The following is a 17,978-nucleotide window of genomic DNA, read 5'->3' as shown; positions in this document are numbered from 1 at the left end:
GATTGACCTTGGTTGATCTCGCACACTATCAAAACAACGATGCACCCGTAGCTCAGCTGGATAGAGCGCCACCCTCCGAAGGTGGAGGCCACACGTTCGAATCGTGTCGGGTGCGCCATTTGAAATGACTTTCTCAGGTCATCGGCCACCCGCAAATTTACGCATTTACGTAAGCGGAAATAGCAAGCGCAAAAGCGCGGCAAGATGGTGCCGCCAGGCGTTGAAAAATATCCAATTTCTCCCGGTCAGTTTTGCCCTCCGCAGATTTGCAAGGTGGCGTATGCTTTGCGAGAATTTCACTCCCGCTAAGCCACTATCGAGGTAATGAGCTGCGGACGTGGAAATGGGTCACGCTAGTTGCGCGCCGGGGCGCTTGCCAGCAACCGCACGACCTCAAGTTGGCCTTTAGCAAACTTGTCGACGATCTGGATGGTCTCCGCACAAGCTTCTTTCAATTCGTCAGGACTTGGAACCTCGTCGTAGTAAGTTCCATGAGACAGATTGTTGATAAGTACGCTCTTAACCTCAAAACCGCCATCTCCAGCCAGATAGGTAATGAACTCAGTTAAGGATGGCTTGTCGGGATGACAGAAACGCCCAATTGCTTCAAGGATGCAGCGAACGGCATTGCCGGTAGTATGACTCGGATCTTGCCCATTGTGCACGTCAACGATTTCTTTGAGGTGCTGCTCAAATGGCGCCACGAATTGATTGCGTCTTGAGAGTTTATGCTGCTGTCCAGCGCTGTGCAGGAAAAACGCGGCTCCATCCTTGACCACATTGTTTGTTACGCAGATATTATAAAAATAGCTGCTATGAGTGAAGATGAGAAGATCAGGCCTTCTGGCCTTTTTTATATCGGCCGGATTTATAGATATTTCCCCTGAATTCGATATGCTCATGTTTTTTAGAGTTTGCGCTATCGTAAATACAAAATCATAAGACATTGACGTGATAGGGTCATCGAATACCAAGAAAAGTCTTGAGTAATCAGATGATGACTTAACTTTCTTATGTGCGCAGGCAATAAAATAGCAAAAGGCAATCGCTGTCTTTTCTCCGTCGCTCAAAGTGCGACTTACACCGCGTGCCATTTTCTTATCATTACGCTTAAGGACAAATTCAGTACGATCAAAGCTGTATTTTTTTCCGAAGAAACTAGCGATCAATGCCTCGAAGGTTTCTGCCACACGCTCCTTTACACTCGCGGAGAGCTGTGACTTCTTGAGTGTGTCAATCTCTATTTGCGCCTCTGTAACGTCACGATTGTGCGAATGTATAGCGTCGATATCCGACCAATGAGAGTGCACGAATTCTCGCTCAAATGCGGTGCATGCCTCTCGCTGCAAACGCTTCCGCTCATTGTCTGACTGACTGACCGCCTTTGTGATCTCGTCGAACCTCTCATTTAGGTTTTCGACATGCGCGTTCAATTCGATGATAAGGGCGGTGATGTTGGACTGAGGTGCCGCGACATCCATACTCGGCGACGTGCCTTTTTCCTCCACGGCCGTCAGCAGCTCACCCAAGGCTGCATCGAGCTGTGCCGCAACCCCAGAAAACTCCGGCAAAACGACATCCTTCTGTGACGGCACCAGCTTACGAAGTGCTTCGTACTTCAATATTTCTGCAGCGATAGCAGCAATTTTCTCTTTAGCAGTCGCGCGGAGGCCTTTCACGTCTGACCATGCTGAGCGCAATTCCTTCTTATGTTTGCCTTCAGCATCTGCGAAATACGCGAGATATAGCTCAATCCTATCTTTTGCTGGGGGATGGGCAATGGACTGAAGGCAGAAAGGACAATCGTCTGTTTCAGGCTCCTTGAGAAGATGCAGCCCTGTCTCGAAGAACTCTGGGTTCGCGCCTAGCATATCCTTAATCTCGGCGGATACTGTTGAAGGCGATGTGATCTTGCCAATCAACGACCTTATCTCTTCCAACCGATCACTCGGTAGCGACATGGTCGTCACGGCGTGTGGGTAGATTGGCTCGGCGGGAATGGATTTCAGTGAATCTAAATCGCCCACGATGTCCTTGAGTGATCGATCGGGGAGATCGGGCTGGTGTGTCTTGACCAAAACCTGATCGATTGTCAGCGCCGCATATTCGGATAGCTGCCTTCTGACCGAGGCCTTACCGACCAGCTCATCTGTTTTGGCGGACTCGAGCACGCCTTTCAGCTTGTCCCTTTTGGTAGTGGCATGATCTTTTGCAGAATCCCGCTTTAGTTCTAGTCCCTTGGTGTCGATATTGGATTGATCTAGCTGAATTTGGCTTTCAATTTTTCCATCGGGATCAAAATCTTGTTGCCGCAGTTCTGAGTGAACAAAATCATCTGAAAAAACGTGAAAAATTCGATCATGCGAGTTCGCGGATACTTGATTGCTTCCGCAGTTCAGGGAAAGGCTTCCTAAGCTGGTAGCGCCACGAGCTAGACTAAAACTCCCCCGGCTATCAGCGGATTCTTCTGAAACCAGATCGAAAGCCGCGTTGGTTATGTCTAGTCCTTGAGTATGGAGGTCAAGATAGCGAAGGGCTCTCGTGAGGAAAGATTTTCCAGTTCCATTTCTGGCATATATTAAGTTCTGTGCATATTTGCTAAGAGTTGCATCCACGTTCGCAACAGGGCCTAGGTAAATAGCCTTAAGTTTTAGCGCCTCGTTTGCCGCTTGATTCATGAATAAACTCCCCCCTCATGCTAAACTCCACCGAAAGGTCGAGCGTAATAACTTCAAATCGCTTCCCGGTTTAACCCAGTTGTTGTTGGATTCTGGCGAGAAACTCACGGGCAGCATGTGTCCAATTTCGACCTAGTTCAACTAGGAGTTGGACGAACACACCGACACCGCATAACTGCCAGTTTACTGGTCTGACTGTCGGAGCCTCATCCGCCCCTAAGAGTTACATGATTTCGACATAGGTCACGTAGAAACCTCGTATCATCCGATGCTCCTGCATCCGTTCCCCCAGTGAAAAACCGTTCATCTTCCGGGGAGTCGGCTGAAAAATATCCAACCCACGATCCAGAACCATCTTCCATCCGGTGTCTGTGGTGATGTCGCGGGCATGGAGCGTTCCGCTCCCATCAAACGCCCAGGTGAAATCAACACCCGTGTCCGTGCAAGCCTCGACGATCCCGTCCAGGCATTCCCGCTGCTCCTGAATGTTCCCATCATCAGGAGCGGTTACGAGATGCACTGCGACCTGATCCTCGGGCTGTTTGCGTCGAATCAGCATCTCGATCAGTTCCATCACGTTGCGGGCCTGATGGAACTTCCGAATATAAGGATCGGTGATGATGATCCTGGTTGCGCCATCCGTCCACGGACCAAAGATCTTGTCGAAACTCACGCCCTTGCGGTTTTCCGTGAAAACGACATGTCCAGGCTTCGGAGCAAACGCTGGGACAACGGCAACAGCAGGTGCTTGAGAAGTGGCTGGTGTTGACGACTGCTGCGCGGGTACCGGCGTGATCGCAGATTGCCCCCCACTGCCATCCCCATCGCCAGTCGATCGGCGATGGTAAAACTGGGGAAACTCCTCTTCCTCCAGCGTGGTGACAGGGCGCTTTGCGCCATCCGAGGCGACGTAATGGAAGTCCGCGTCCTCGAAAGTGCTGTCAATCCGCAGGAGCTGGTCCTTCACCCGCTTACGGCATTCAATCGCAAACCGCAGCAGCTCTTCAACCTCGGCTTCTGTTTCGCCTCCGTTCGGGAAGATCAGCTTTAGTAGGCCTGACATGGTTTTGTTGATCGCCGCGCGATCCCGGATGTGGGTCTGAACGGGCACGGTGAAGAACCGATCCGGCCGGTGCGAGAAGTCCTCGGCGCGCAGATGGCGCAGGATTTCGGCCAGATAGTCGACGATGAACCCATAGCCACATGTGAACATCTCGCCCCGGATGATATCGACCTCCCAGCCGGGCAGATATGCGTGCAGCCGATCGATAAAGGCGCTGTCGTGGAACTGTGGTGGCAGAGCCTCGAACAGGTCGGTATTCTTCAGCATCCATGGAACATTATGGTCGGTGTTGCCGACGAAGGCGAAGCTGGCTTCGGCACCCATCGGATTTACACCGCGCGAAAACTGCTTGTTCGCCATGTAGTTCTTCATGATGTCGACGAGCGCTTTGTTGGCCGTCTTCTCACGGCCTGCAAACTCATCAAAGGCTACGACGTCCCAATAGCCGACCAGCCCAATCCGCCCATTGGAGTTGTTTACGAAGAGCTTGGGAACCGTAACTTCACCGCCAGAGATCAGCTGACCATGGGGTGAGAACTCGGAATAGATATGCGATTTACCCGTGCCCTTGGGGCCAAGCTCAATGAGGTTGTAGTTGCGCTCGACGAAGGGGATCAGGCGCAGCAGTTGCAAAAGTTTCGACCGGCGCCCGAATAGGGACGGATCGAAGCCGATGCTCTGCATCAGCAGATCGATCCATTCCTCGGTGGTGAACTTGTCACGCGTTTCGCGATAGCCGTCATAGTCGACGCGGGCGATCTGGATCGGCTTCAGCGTGTCGATGATCCAGGGGGAAATCCGGTTGTCTTCTGAGAATTCGTACTGCACATCGGCGATGCACCAGATACCCGTTACCAGCAGTTTCGGATGCGCCTTGACCGTGGCGCTGTCGATCGCGACCCGCTTGATCCCTAGGTTTTCGAACACCGCCTCATAAGCATCGGTCTTTTCGTTCAGCGCCACGCTGACCTGATCGATAACCTTGTAGCGGCCCCGCTCCTTGATCGTCGACTGGACCAGCCCCGCCTCTGAACGATGGACGTAGTGCTTGCGCAGGATGTCCTTGACCGTCTCGATGCCCGTCGCAATCGAGGCTTCGTCGTCGGTCGCACAATATTGGCCGAGCAGGTATTCGAGCACATAGGTGGGAACAATGGCGTTCCCCTTCACCGCCTTCACCAGGTCCTTGCGGACTACGAAACCGGCAAAATGCTCGTTGATCTTGTCATCAAGGGTCGACATCGGCACCTCAGAAATCGAAATCTGTGCTGATCCCGCGTTTCAGCAGCAGCGGCTGCGAAGCGTGATCTTCGAAATGGCTAGTCTTGCCGATGCGCGTTCGCAGCTTCAGGAAGACTGTCTGATTGTTATAGGCGTCTGCCGCCTTGGTCAGCAGGAAGCCCCGCGATAGCTCACGCTCGCGCGGGTTCTCGGACGCGAAATCGAACTCCAGCTCGGCTTCGTCAGAGATGAGCGTTCCATCGTCCGCAAAGATGGCTGCATGCACCTGCCGGGGCTGCTGCTTCTCGGTAACTGGCTCCGCCTGATAGAAAGTGATCTGGATCTGGCCCGTGGTGATCTGGGCACGGGGTGGCGGAATGATCTGCACCGACACCTGCCCGACATCCTCCTTGCGCTGCTTGCCCACACGCAGAACCGGCAGGACGATCTCCTGCAGGCTCGCCCCACCATGGACAAAACGGCTGCCTGATCCTTTCACGCGCAGGCGGTTGATAGAGTTTGGAATCAGGATGTCCTGATCACCCTCCAGCCCAAGCTGCGCGGCCGTGAACTTTTTCATGCCACCGCTACTGCTGAGGCCCCGTCCGATCACATAGCGCCGGTTGCGTGTAACGATGTCGCCTTCCGGCTCGCTCAGCGCAAAACCGCTCTCTTCCAACGCCCGGTGCTGCCACAGGAAGCCGTGGTCGGCGGTGATCAGGATGTTCGAGAAATTGGCCGAGGTCAGCTTGCGCACCAGCTTCACCAGGTCCTCGATGGCGGTCTCTGCCGCTGCGGGAACATTCTCCTCGGTGGCGAGCTTGTCGCCGATCGCGTCAATCTGATTGTGGTAGAGATAGAGGATGTCATGATCCCGGAAGAGGTCTTTGCCCTCCGACGATCCAAGATTCATGAAATCCTTCGCCGCAAGCACCTTTACCCGGTCGCCAGCCCGGCCAGCAGCCAGCGCCTTTTCACGGGCGGCGGCGCCCATGGTGCTTTCACCATCCAGCAGCACCAGATCATTGTCATCGCGGATCGCCAGCTGCCGGTGCGGCAAGAGTGCCGCCATGCCTAGCTGGGTATAGCTGGGCAAGGCCCCGATCATCGGCTTCAGATCGGCATCAAACCGGTTGAGCTTGCGGATCTCGCGCAGCGCCTCTTCGGCTACCTCGTAGCGTAGCGCGTCCGAGATGATGACGACGACCTTCTGGTCTTTGCGTCTGAACTCCGCGGCCTGTTCGCGATAGAAATCTACCTGACGCGGAAAGCCCGGAATCGTCCAATCCGTCAGGCGGGCAATCTGATCCTGCCAGGCGTCGTTGAGCTTCAGCACGAAATTCGTGGTGTATCGGTTCTCGACCGCATCATAGAGCGCGGATAGCAGCCCGGACTGCCCGCTTTTCTGCATGTGATAGATGAACTTGCGATAAAGCTGGTCCAACCGGAACCAGCTTGCGGAATAGCGCTTCACGCCATCGGACAAGCTGGTCATCGTCAGGTCGGCTTCGGCCAGCGCCTGCTGGAACTCGGTCGCATAGCTGATGGCCTGATAGACATCCGCGTAACGGCCATACCAGTGGCTCTGACGGCGGTCGCGCACCCATTTCAGCACATCTGTCGCCGGCAGGCTCTGCCGGGCCAGCCCCTCAACGATGGCGACGACGATCCGCCGGTCCACTTCCTCGAAATGGTCATGCGGGATCAGGACGCGGAAATCGCGGGAGGCCAGATTGTCCCTGATCTTCAACACATCCTGATAGTCGCCCGACAGCTTCTCGAACGCCTCACCCCACCGGCGCGAAGCGCTCCAGCGGCGGAACATCAGCGCGGCATCGGTATTCAGGGGCGCAGTCTCCCCCATGGCCCGCGCCCAGGCGCTGGAAAATAGCGTGATCGCGAAATCCTGAAAATCAGGGGTACCCGGCGCATAGCCATAGCGCGCCGAAACCTCTTTCCAGAAAAACTCCGCCAGTCCGACCCGGTCGATGAGCCGCAGTGCATCATCTTGTCCATCAGCCAGTTCGGCCAGCAGCGCCTCGATCACCGTATCGAGATCGCCATCTGCACCGGCGCAGACCGCCAGCATCTTGCGGCGAACATCGTTGGCGCTTTGCGACGGGCGCTCGCGCTCGATGGCGCGCAGGGCTTCCAGCCGCTTGCCGGAACGGTAGAATTCGGCGTGATCGCGCACGGCGGCTTCATATTTCGCCGGAATGCCGAGATCCGCCACCCAAATCGCCGCCTGATCGGCGCGGAAGACGGCGCTCGCGAGCTGCACATCCAGCAGCCAGTTCTCGGGCATCGGCGGCTCGGGGCCATCCTTGTAGAGCAGGAACCGCGCCTTCGGCTCCTGCCGCAGCATGCGGTATTTCACGCCGAACTCGTTGTTGGCGATCACCACCTTGGTCACGCCGGGCAGGTCCACCGCATCGAACGCTGTGCGCAGATCGCGGGCCGCGTCATACCAGAAGACGATGCGGTGGCCCTGATCCTCATAGAGGCGCATCAGGCCGGTGGTGATGCGGTCAGTCATCCGCAGCCTCCAGCCCCTTGACCGGCTTCAGCGCGCCGGCGAACAGCGGATAGTTGCGCTTCACGCCGTCATCCAGATCGATGGCGATCTTCTGCTGCGCCATCGGATAGACGACATCGCGTTCCCATTCGGTCAGCTCGGCGATCTGCTTGATGACCGTGGCCGTTTCCTTCTGCGCCTTTGTTTGCTGAGCGGGCGTAGCGGCAGGATCCACAGCCAGCTTTTCCAGCCGGGCGCGCTCGACTTCCAGCTTGTGGATGAACTCGCGCACATATTGGTTCAGTACGACCGAGACCGTGTCGGGCCGGTAGCGGTGGATATAGATCAGCGCGTTGAAGCTGCCCTTGGGGCTGGAGAACATCCAGTAGATCGGACGCTTCTTATAGCGACGCACATGATAGTCGAAGAAATCCTTCGTGAACCAGCGGCGCAGATCTTTGCCGAGCGCCGCTTCAACGAAGGCGAGGTTTTCGCGGAACCTCGCTTCTCCAAAGGTGACGCGCAGGAAATCGCGGGCGCGGGTGACAATGTCATCGGCGAACCAGTCGGCATCCAGCACCGGGATGACATTGTCGCGGTCTGGCGCGAAACTGGGCTTCGGCACGCGGGCTAGATACTCCTCGATCCCTTCGCCCTGATTGGCGAGGGTCAGGCCCGGCGCATCAAGGCTGTAGCGCCCGAACATGCAGCCCACGGCATAGTGGAGGAACTCGGCCACCGTATCCTCGCGCAGCCGCGCCTCACGCTCCTCTTCAGAACCCTTAACCCCATAGCGATAGGCCGGGTTACAGGTGAGGGTGATTTCCTCGATCGGCACTTCGGGGCTGAGTTCATCAGCCAATCCATAGGCGTCGATGAAGATGCCGTTGTTCTCTTCCTCCAACCGCCGCATCTCATCGGTCATACTCTGCCAATGGGCGCGAAGGTTGGAATAGGTGAGCGGCAGCGTTTCGGCTCGGTGATCGGGCGAGAGCAGCGGAAGGGTAGTGAAATCCCAAGAAGTTTCGTAAGCGTCCCAATCGGCTTTGGTTTTCTCAACCGCCATGCGTGTGCGAGTTCTAACGCCCTCGGTTTTAGCAACTTCCGCGAACGGAATCCGTTCAATGTCGCCAGATTGGAACGCCATTGTCGGATTGATAATCTTCAGAATATCTGTCGACACGACACTATTCAGAAGAGCTAACACGCCATGCTTATTATCCCCGAAAAACCCTGACATCCCGTTCACATCGAACAGGGCTCCTACGCCTCGATCCCTCGCACCAAAATGCGCACTAGAAGTTAATGACCATGTCAAAGCGTCTTGAAAGTAGAAATTTGGATTCCGAAGAATGCTCTTCGGTTTATTCGATTTTAGAATAAAACCGTCGTTCTTCCAGTTTATAACGAAGTCGTTATTTCCATACCAGCGCCGAAATTCTCCGCCTTTGCTGTATGGAAACCAGGTGCGTCCGGAATTCTTCGCGTCAATTTGGTTGATCGCATCAACTTTCACGGAGGCGACGCTAACTTCATGCCAAGCACGCATAAAGCGGTCGTTGTCGCCAGTCGTCATCCCATTTTTGCAGGTTCCAAGCTCTGAGAGCAGATCTTTAGAAAACTGCTCCCTGAGGGTTGGACTTGCCCAGTAAGCAATTGGCATGCCGGGTATCAGATCGAAATCTTCGCTCGACGCCCTCGCAAGACGCTCATTGGGAGTTGGAAATTCCAACGGCACGCCAGCGTCATCTGTTTCGTAGTAACGCGTGCAGCTGAAGGTGCCTTTATATGTCGGGTTACGACATGCTTGAACCACGAATGCCGTGGTTCCAAAGCTGATCCCCATGCTGGTGCCTCCTTTACCGAGGTAAGGCATGTGCACCATTGATCGGATGTGGTTTCGATGAAGGAGACGTTCACGGAAAGCTCGGTAAGTTGGCAAGAACATCCAACTTTCCATGGTGACCATGGAGTTATAACCAATCCTCTGAATTAGTTTGAAACCTCGATCAATGAAGGATGCGAATAGATCTGATTTTGTCTCAGCATATTCGGATTTTAGCCAGTCATTCAGCTGATCATTCAAACCCTTTGCACCCGCATATGGCGGGTTAGCCACCACCACGTGATATCTCCGCGATAGCGCCTCAGCCATGCGCAGCACGGCGACAACGCGCGCCTGCACCTCCTTCATCAGCAGGTCGGACCCGAAATCCCGCGATTCAACCACCCGCAACGTTTCCGCCGGATCGCGCAGCTTCGGCACAATCAGCGAGCCGAAGTTCTTGGCCTGCTCGAATTGCCCCATTGTTTCGCGCAACTCATCGGTGAACAAATCTTTGCCCACCACGGCGGCCACGTCCTGCATCTCGGCGGGAGTGAAGCGAACATCTTGCAGCACGACGATATCGGGTTTTTCCTCCATCCGCAGGAACCGTCGCCGCCCCAGCCTTGCCGCCGCCTTCATCGACAGCGCAAAGGCCGCCAAGGCGCCTGCGCGGTCGTCAATCTCGATACCGGTCAGGTTGTGCTGCAGGATCAGACCGGGAATTTCGGCCGCGTCATGGCCTTCCTCGGCATAGATTTCATAGAGCAGGTCGAATGCATAAGTCAGCATATGGCCCGAGCCGCAGGCCGGATCGCAAATGCGGATTTCCTCGGGCCGGGTGATGCGCAGGAAATCCGTTTCCGGCTCTTCCGGCGCGATGTAATAATCCATCTTCGCCGCCAGCCCGGACTGCGGACGGTTCAGCAGCCACAGCCGCCCCAGCGAGTTTTCCACCAGATAGCGAACGATCCAGTGCGGGGTGAACAATTGCGTTGCGGCGGGGATATTTTCCGCCGTGATCTTCTGGTTTTTCTTCAGACCCGCAAAAACCTGATCCTTCTTTTCGCTGATGTAGAACTGGTAAAGCCAGCCGATGATTTCGACATCCTGGCAGGCCTCTTCCGTCATCACCTCCCGCAGGCGGGCAAGGATGCTGTCCGGCGACAGAAGATCGTCGGGCATCAGCAGTTCGGTATAATCCTCGGCCCGGTCGAGCATATCGGCGCGCTCGAACATATAGGGCATCGCGCCGTGCCATTCGTTGCAGGCATGGATCAGCAGCAGCCGATAGGCTTCGGCCTGCCCGTCATGGGCGGGACGAGTTCCGTTCAGATATTCGGCAATCTCGGGACGAGCGCGATCCGGCAGGTTGCCGGCCATCGCCTCGGCCAGAATCTCGGGCCGGGTGGCACCATCGGCAGGCGACACCACCCGCGGGTTAGTCAGGCCCGTGACATCCATGAAGCGCAACGCGGTGAAGCGGTTGAACCATGTATAGGCGGCCTGTTCGATCACCTGGGCGCGGTTGTTGTTGGCAGCGGCCTCCAGTTTCGCAATCGCCTTAGGATGTTCGCGGCGAGCCGCTGCGCCTTCGGCCAGCACCATGTCCAGCCGGGCGGTGACCTGGTCAATCAGCAGGTTGCGCGCACTTTGCGCAAATTTCTTCAGGGCGTTGGTATCCATCAGACAATCACTTTCTTGCCCGCGCCGATCTCGGCCAGCAGGGTCTTTTTCATCTCATCAAGATAGCGGGTCACATCGTCTTCATCTTCGAGATAGGCTTTCCCGATAGAGACGGTGATCGACTGGGCGTTGACATACTGGGGCTTTGCCGGTGCCGGCGGCACATATGGCTTGGCCGGGGCTTCGGCCACACCACCTGCAGGTTGGGGCTGCGGTGCGGGCGTCGGCGCCGGAGCAGGCGTCAGTTCGGCGATCCGCGTCAGCGTATCGGCCAGAAGATTGGAACGCACCTCTGTCGCCCGATGGCGCAAGGCCGGGATCAGGGTTTGCGAGGCCACGGCGGCTTTCTGCGCGGCAAGCTCATCGCGAATACGCGTCTGCTGCTCTGGCGGTAGCGCACGGAATTCCGAGGTCTGGGTGGTTTTCTCGGTCACCTCTTCAATTGCCGCGATGACGGCGTTGCGCTCGGCCAGAACCGATTGTTCGATGCGTTCCTTCAGGGCGTAGAAATCCGCCTTCAGTTCCTGGATCGCGGTGCCCTTGAAGCACTGCGGATCGGCCAGCGCCTGACGCAACGTATCGGCGGCAGGATCTTCGGCAAAGGTAACGTTCTGATCCTGCGTGGTCAGGAAAGCGCGCACTTCATCGTAGATGCCTTTTTGCGCCCCGCGCATGAAACTGCGGACTTTGTCGAAGACATCCTCTTTTTCATCAAGCAGCTGCTCTTCCTGCCCGATAGGGCCGGTAATGAACCAGTTTGCCGATTGGTCGCGCATCCCATCCAGCATGGTGCGCAGAGGATCAAGGGACGCGGCGAAGGGATAGGCTGCAATGGCACGGCTCTCTTGCTCGACTTCACCGAGCAGCTTGCGCAGTTGCGTCTGCCACTCGGCACCCAAACTGCGCGCGTCATTCCCAGAGGCGGGAAGATCGAACAGCTCCTGAAACAGTTCGCGCGATTTGCGGATCTGGGCGGTAGTGAACTCGATCTGCGGAGAGAGCAGAATATTGCCAAGGGCATGGCTGTTGCGCAGCCCTTGAACCAGGGCATCCCCTTCCAGCAGAGCACTGTCGGCCCTTGCCTCAAGCTTGCCGCGCGCGACAAGGCTCGCGGTCAGACACAGCACCGCAATGGATGGCCAGCCATAAGGTTTTGCGCCAAACTTCTCGACCAAAGCCTTGGCCGAGACCCGCGTCCCGAGGCGCATCTGGGCCTGAGCGTGATTCAGCACGTCCTGCTCGGCTTCGGTCAAACCGCTGCCTTCGCCACCAAACAGGCCACCATCGACACGGCCGGCGCGCCCAAGATCGGCTTCGGTGTAAGTAGCGCCGCGCAGCACAGGCAGGCTGGTATAGACCTTGTCGACCAGGACCTGGAAACCTTTGACCAGCCGTTCCTGCGGGTCTTCGCCTCCGATTTCCAGCTCGGCTCCACGCACGAAAAGGCGAGCATCCGCGATCAAAGTGCGGAGACGCTGCACCAGTTCTTTTTCGCGTCGCGTATTCTGGTCACGTTTTTCCGCAATGATGCGATCACGACCGGGCTGGGCGTCACCGCTGGTGACCTGACGGGCGAATTTCACGGTCTGGAGCCAGAGGATGAGATCGCGCGTGAAGCGCACATCACGTCCTAGCAGGACAACCATCTCATCGCTTGCCATGCTGTTCGAACGAACCACATCCGGCGCGTCGGAATCGTCGCTGAAGGGCGAGACGATATTCACCGAAAGCTCATGCTCCCGGTTCAGGCTGTGCCCGTCGAGCTTGCGGGTAAAGGCATAGTCCACACCCGTGCCGGCATGCTTGATCTTGCCGTGGCGGAGGATAGCGCCGAACGCTAGCTCATCGAGCTGCCGCTCAATCTCGGCGGGATCGACGGCAATTGCCTTGATCTCGGCCTCGACATCCTTTTCCTCATTGGTGAGGAATTCATAGACCTCGCCATTACGCTGGATCAGCGTCTGGCGTTCCAGAAGCGACAAAGCCTCTTCGATATTGCGGCGCTGCTCGGTCTGGTCCGCCTCGAACCGGGACAGCAGGAGGATCGATATGTTGCGGGCAGTCGGTTTGAATTCCTTGACGTATTTGACAAGGAACAGGACTTTCAGAACCCGAAGAGCAAAGACATCGCCAAGGTTTTTCTTGGCCAGCTGGATTGACTGCTGAACCGAGGACTTAAGTGCTGTGCTGATGCCCTCGAACATCAGGTCGAAGGTCGCCAGCCCCCCGACCGGCGTATCCGCCAGCTTCTTGGCTACCTCCTGAAACACCCCCAACATGGAGCGTTCACCGACCGAGCTGTGCTTGCCCTCAAACGCGTTATGCTGAGAGAGGCCCATGATCGCGCGCTGGAACAGATCATACTGGTAGTTCGGGAACGGATAGCTCGCGACGAACTGCTCCTTTCCGGAGAAATTCCTGAACTTGAAGGAATTATCGCCGAAATCGAACAGAGTGCGCAGGTTGTTCTCCTCAGCATCGTAAAGATTGCCAAGGGTGATCTGACCAGCCTCGGTCTTGGCGAGAAGGCGGCGCTGGATGACTTCGGCCACATCCTGAGAGTTCAGCGGCATTCGGTTGGCGAAGCGTGCCTGGATTTTCGAGAAGTCATTCTCTTGCTGCGCCGTCAGATCGCCGATAACCGAACCCATGTCCTGCTGGGCGGTGACAACAATCCAGGCCTGCCCCTTGCACTTCGTGTTCAGGCTTTCGGCGATGGTTTGCAGGTTCGTCATGAGTTTGACGTTGTCGGCGATATACTGCCCGACCTCATCGACGAAGAAGTTCAGCCTGAATTTTGGCCCCTGCGCATCGATCCACGACTTCACCATGTTGGCGAAATCTTCGATCGAGACCTTGGTATCCTTGCGATACTGGCCAAGAATATCCGTGACCTCATCGCCCGTGACCTCCGCGAAGGCGGCGGCAATATGCTTGCCTTCCATCAGAGCCTGTTCACGCCCACGCTCCCAGGGCTTGCCGGAAGACTGCGCAAAGGCCGCCTTGAAGGCATCGAGCTTCCCGCGGCTGTCGAGATCACGCTCGAACTGCGCGATATGCGGGAGCTTGCCGTAATAGCCGCACATCTCGTCAAAGACCTTCTGGAAGACGGCCAGAAGCGCATCGACATCCGTCTTCGAGATCACATCCGCCTTCTGGTCGATATTGAACAAGACCGATCGGGACGGAATCGACACTGCCTTGCGCAAGGCCCCCGCCAGCATTGGGTTGCCTGCGAGCTTTCGCTCAAAGATTTCGACAGCGCGCTGCCCCTCGACCTCGTCGTTCTCCAGAAGGAGGGCGAGCATCTTCAGCAGGTGAGATTTACCGGATCCGAAGAAGCCCGAGATCCAGACGCCGTTCGCGGTATCGTAATTGTTGTAGGCGTCGAGGAACTGCTCCAGTCGGGCGCCGATCTCGTTGGTGATGACATATTCATCGAGCTCGGTCAGGAGGCTTGCCTTGTCGTCAGCCTTGATCACCCCATCGATCGAACGGTCGACCGGCTTGGCAAAGATGTCACGTAGAAGAGTAGCCATCGGTCAGACCTCGTAATTCATGATATTGAATGCGCGGTAATATTTGTCGTCATGCAGCAAGCCGAACAGTTCCAGCGATGCTCCTGTCGCCAACGCGTGCGTGTATTTCCCCGGAAAGAACATGACCGTCGGGCGGTCTTTCGCGGTGCTTTGCAGGTTGTTGAGTACGTTGTGCGACCGCAGGTAGGGGTAAACCTCGCCTACGCCTGACAGGAAGATCACATCGTGCGGGACGTCGTCGATGCGCTGCGCAATCTCTGGAATGAGGTGCGCCTGCGGGTCCAGAACGCCCTGCAACAGCTCCTTGAGCTCCGCCTTTTCCGTTTCGGCTTCAATCTCAAGGATCTGCTCGAAGATTCCCCGGTCCTCGAGGATCCTGAGCGAAAGGTCATAGAGATCGATATCGAGGACGCGCACACCAGCGTGGCCCAGCCGGGCGATCAGATCCTCGCGATCCTCGCCCAGGCTCAATCCGTCTTCGGCATCAAAAGCGCAGATGAAAAAGGGAACCTCGTTTCCCAGCCCTTGCTTTTGCAAGAACCGATCACTGGAAATTACCCTGAATAAGTGCTCGGCGCGGGCGCGCCGATCAGTTTTCGTGCCCACAATTACCCCCCATTTCCGGGAAAGACCCGCAAGTCCGCCGGATTACTCTCCTCAATCAGCCGCTTCATGCGCCCCGACAACCAGATCGGCTGAATTCTGCCCTCGACACTTCTCAAGCCAGCTTCACGCAATATCCGAAACAGGACCTGACGCAATTTCGCACAGGTTGAAGCTGAAAGCTCAGCGATGCCAGGATCACTCTCGGCCTTCTCCGCGAGAAAGCGGTCAAAAACCTCATGACCCAGGTCAAGCCGCCATGATTGGTAGCGTTCGCTGATCACCTCGACTGCGAATTCGTATACAAAGCGATAGGTCCGGCAGACCGCCAGCCACACCATTGCCTGCTGTTCAGCGCGGTCAGCCTCTGCCGACAGGTAATCGCGTTCGGCATCCGAGAGATGACCTATCCGGTCGTACACTTCACGAAGCGTCCGGGTTTGCGAGGCCAGTTTGGGCAAGGATGACGCGCCCTGGGCCAGCAAGCGCTCACGAGCAGACACCCAGCTCTCACCGGGCCGATAGTCTTGCGCAATCGCGAGGCTCTCATTGAGCATGAGCCCGCCCACACCAAAGGACATCCGGTATTTCGGTACGGCAGACATCATCGGGGCGCGACCCCGCTTGCCCTGTCAGCGTCATCGAACTCATGCTGCGCACGCTCAAGGGCGGCGGCAACCTCCTGTTCGTCTGCTGCAACGATATGCTGGGTCCGGGGGTCTCGCAGCCTTGCCCCTTCAAGGAGCCCCAGCCGCTTGAGCACATAGAACAACATGGCATAGCGAACTGTCAGCACAGCGCGCCCATCCACCATGTTGTAGTCCTTCGCGACCACCGCCTGCTGACCGGCCGACAGTTCGGGATGCGGCACAATGACGATGTCGAATGATTCTTGCCACAGCCTGTCCTGAGCCGCACCGGCACCCGGCTCACCGAACTCGCCGTGTCCAAGGACGCGCGAAAGCAGGAAATCCTTAAACCGAGCCGTTTCATGGCACCAGGCCCGAACATGCCAGCGCAGACCATCAAAGCCAAAGGCATGGGGGGTGATCCGCCGCCATGCCGGATCGGGTCGATCGCGGTTCATGGATTGATAGTAAAGCTTGAGCGACCTTTCATCTCGCACTGCCGACAGAACTGAACGCAGAACTTCGGTATCGATCTTACGGCGCAAAGAAAGTGCGATATCCATATCAGGCGGGGTGGAAAGCCAGTTCGAGCCTGGCTCGGCGAAACCTTCCGCCATCGAGCGCAGCCGCATGAGATAGGCATCCGGATCCGGATCAAGGAACACCGGCCGAAATTCCGGCCCGGCTACGTAGCGGCGAGCGCTTTTGTCATAGACCGCGTTCAGCGGGGCCCGTTCCTGATAATGGGTCAAATCCTTTGATGCCTGCGGAACCGAAACGCCAAACGTATCGATCAGGTCAGAGCGATTGACACCCCCCTCCCAGAACAGGCGGAATTCGATGAACTCCAGCCGCCTCTCGACACCCCATTTCAACATTGTTCGTCCCGTCGCGCTCACAAGGATATAAAATATATGGACAATCTTGCGATGCCCGTATATTTTTTATTCTGACATGCATCCAACTGTCAAGCCTGGGGGAGACCTGATGCGAATTCTGCACACTGCTGACTGGCACATCGGTCAAACCCTGAATGGCTGGTCGCGCGAGTATGAACATCAGGTCTTCTGTGACGCTCTGCGCGATGTGATTGTCACAGAGGGCGTCGACGCGCTCCTGATTGCCGGCGATGTGTTCGATGGCATCAATCCGTCAGGTGAAGCGCAGCGTATGCTTTATGCCGCGATCGCCGGGTTTTTGCGTGTAAATCCCCGGCTGCAAATCGTGATAACGGCAGGCAACCATGATCCGGCGCAGCGGCTTGAGGCGCCCGAGGCCGTCCTGAACGAGCTTGGCGTACATGTGCTCGGCACGTTGCGACGCGATGCTGCGGATGTAGATTTGCAGCGCCATCTTATTCCCTTGTGTGACAACACCGGAACGGTCCGCGCGCACGTGTTGGCTGTGCCCTTCCTCAGACAGGCTGACCTGCCGGGGCTGCAACTCGGGGCGACCGGTGGCGCCGAGTCCGCCGTTACCGCCGCGGTTCGCGCATTACATCTGGCGATGTCGGATGCCGCAGAGACGCAAGCGGGCGGACTACCAATCATTGCCATGGGGCATCTTACCTGTTCGGGTGGCCTAGAATCCGAAGGGGCGGAACGACGCATTCTCATCGGCGGCGAGCATGCGGTGCCGCCTGACATCTTCCCGCCAGCCCTGTCGTATGTTGCCCTTGGCCATTTACACCGGCCGCAATCGCTTGACGGCGGCAGGGTGCGTTATTCCGGTTCACCCTTCCCAATGTCCGCCGCCGAAATCGGCTATGATCATGGTGTCACGCTGCTCGATCTCGACGATGGGTTCGCGCCCCGACACATCCCTCTGCCTCGGCCCGTCCCAATGCACCGCCTGCCAGCCACGGGCGTCGCGCCGCTGGCGGAAGTTGCCTCAGCCCTGAATGCTTTAGACCTGCAATCCGAGACGCCGCGCGACGCGCAACCGTTTATCTATCTGTCCCTCATTGCAGACAGGCCGGTAACTCAGATCGCAGCCGAGGCCGAAGCGCTGATTGAGGCACTTCCCGTTCGGCTTGCTGGCCTGACGATTGCGCGGTCTGAGGCCGAAGGCACGCCCGAAACACCGCCGCCGCACCTGGCAGACACCTCGCCGGAGGATTTATTCTTGATGGCATTCAACCAATCCCACGGTGTCAATCCGGACACGGCGCATCTTGCCGCCTTCCGCGATGCCTTGTCCGAAATCTGAAGCTGAGTTCT

The 17,978-nt window shown here is 56.9% G+C and carries 9 protein-coding genes and 1 tRNA gene; 2 read left to right on the top strand and 8 right to left on the bottom strand.

Annotation, left to right across the window (positions count from 1 at the left end; translation table 11 throughout):
* Positions 1-41 precede the first annotated feature (41 nt).
* Positions 42-118: transfer RNA gene (locus ACOQOT_RS00725), tRNA-Arg, on the top strand.
* A gap of 235 nt (positions 119-353) precedes the next feature.
* Here the strand turns inward: ACOQOT_RS00725 and ACOQOT_RS00720 are convergent.
* The 8 genes from ACOQOT_RS00720 to ACOQOT_RS00685 form a co-directional block, all read right to left on the bottom strand.
* Positions 354-2,678: an AAA family ATPase gene (locus ACOQOT_RS00720; protein WP_420560482.1), complete on the bottom strand. Its 2,325-nt coding sequence runs from the start codon at positions 2,676-2,678 to the stop codon at positions 354-356.
* Positions 2,679-2,901: 223 nt separating this feature from the next.
* A complete protein-coding gene (brxL, locus tag ACOQOT_RS00715; RefSeq protein ID WP_420560481.1) occupies positions 2,902-4,983 on the bottom strand; it encodes a BREX system Lon protease-like protein BrxL in 2,082 nt (693 codons plus the stop codon).
* Between the two features lie 7 nt (positions 4,984-4,990).
* On the bottom strand, positions 4,991-7,498 hold the full coding sequence (pglZ, locus tag ACOQOT_RS00710; RefSeq protein ID WP_420560480.1) for a BREX-1 system phosphatase PglZ type A: 2,508 nt from the start codon (positions 7,496-7,498) through the stop codon (positions 4,991-4,993).
* Positions 7,491-10,988: a BREX-1 system adenine-specific DNA-methyltransferase PglX gene (gene pglX / locus ACOQOT_RS00705; protein WP_420560479.1), complete on the bottom strand. Its 3,498-nt coding sequence runs from the start codon at positions 10,986-10,988 to the stop codon at positions 7,491-7,493. The genes pglZ and pglX overlap by 8 nt, the downstream gene beginning before the upstream one ends.
* Positions 10,988-14,527 carry a BREX system P-loop protein BrxC gene (gene brxC / locus ACOQOT_RS00700; RefSeq protein ID WP_420560478.1) on the bottom strand — a complete coding sequence of 1,180 codons (3,540 nt, stop codon included), beginning with the start codon at positions 14,525-14,527 and terminating at the stop codon, positions 10,988-10,990. Before brxC ends, pglX begins: the two co-directional genes overlap by 1 nt.
* A gap of 3 nt (positions 14,528-14,530) precedes the next feature.
* Positions 14,531-15,133 carry a DUF1788 domain-containing protein gene (locus ACOQOT_RS00695; protein ID WP_420560477.1) on the bottom strand — a complete coding sequence of 201 codons (603 nt, stop codon included), beginning with the start codon at positions 15,131-15,133 and terminating at the stop codon, positions 14,531-14,533.
* Positions 15,134-15,135: 2 nt separating this feature from the next.
* Entirely contained in the window at positions 15,136-15,738 is a 603-nt protein-coding gene (locus tag ACOQOT_RS00690; protein WP_420560476.1) for a DUF1819 family protein, read from the bottom strand.
* Positions 15,735-16,637 (bottom strand): WYL domain-containing protein, encoded by a 903-nt coding sequence (locus ACOQOT_RS00685; protein WP_420560475.1) that lies wholly within the window; start codon positions 16,635-16,637, stop codon positions 15,735-15,737. The genes ACOQOT_RS00690 and ACOQOT_RS00685 overlap by 4 nt, the downstream gene beginning before the upstream one ends.
* Before the next feature lie 109 nt (positions 16,638-16,746).
* Between ACOQOT_RS00685 and sbcD the strand changes: the two genes are divergently transcribed.
* A complete protein-coding gene (gene sbcD / locus ACOQOT_RS00680) occupies positions 16,747-17,967 on the top strand; it encodes an exonuclease subunit SbcD (RefSeq protein ID WP_420560474.1) in 1,221 nt (406 codons plus the stop codon).
* Positions 17,968-17,978 lie beyond the last annotated feature (11 nt).

It is taken from the genome of Tepidicaulis sp., assembly GCF_965222285.1.
Lineage (GTDB): Bacteria > Pseudomonadota > Alphaproteobacteria > Parvibaculales > Parvibaculaceae > Tepidicaulis.
The sequence above is the reverse complement of the archived record's forward strand: the minus strand, read 5'-3'. Positions and strand labels throughout refer to the sequence as shown.

Bases quoted from the DNA above. Each gene is read 5' to 3' on its own strand.
- brxC (WP_420560478.1), bottom strand. From the start codon at position 14,527: ATGGCTACTCTTCTACGTGACATCTTTGCCAAGCCGGTCGACCGTTCG.
- ACOQOT_RS00685 (WP_420560475.1), bottom strand. From the start codon at position 16,637: ATGTTGAAATGGGGTGTCGAGAGGCGGCTGGAGTTCATCGAATTCCGC.
- sbcD (WP_420560474.1), top strand. From the start codon at position 16,747: ATGCGAATTCTGCACACTGCTGACTGGCACATCGGTCAAACCCTGAAT.
- pglX (WP_420560479.1), bottom strand. From the start codon at position 10,988: ATGGATACCAACGCCCTGAAGAAATTTGCGCAAAGTGCGCGCAACCTG.
- pglZ (WP_420560480.1), bottom strand. From the start codon at position 7,498: ATGACTGACCGCATCACCACCGGCCTGATGCGCCTCTATGAGGATCAG.
- ACOQOT_RS00690 (WP_420560476.1), bottom strand. From the start codon at position 15,738: ATGATGTCTGCCGTACCGAAATACCGGATGTCCTTTGGTGTGGGCGGG.
- ACOQOT_RS00720 (WP_420560482.1), bottom strand. From the start codon at position 2,678: ATGAATCAAGCGGCAAACGAGGCGCTAAAACTTAAGGCTATTTACCTA.
- brxL (WP_420560481.1), bottom strand. From the start codon at position 4,983: ATGTCGACCCTTGATGACAAGATCAACGAGCATTTTGCCGGTTTCGTA.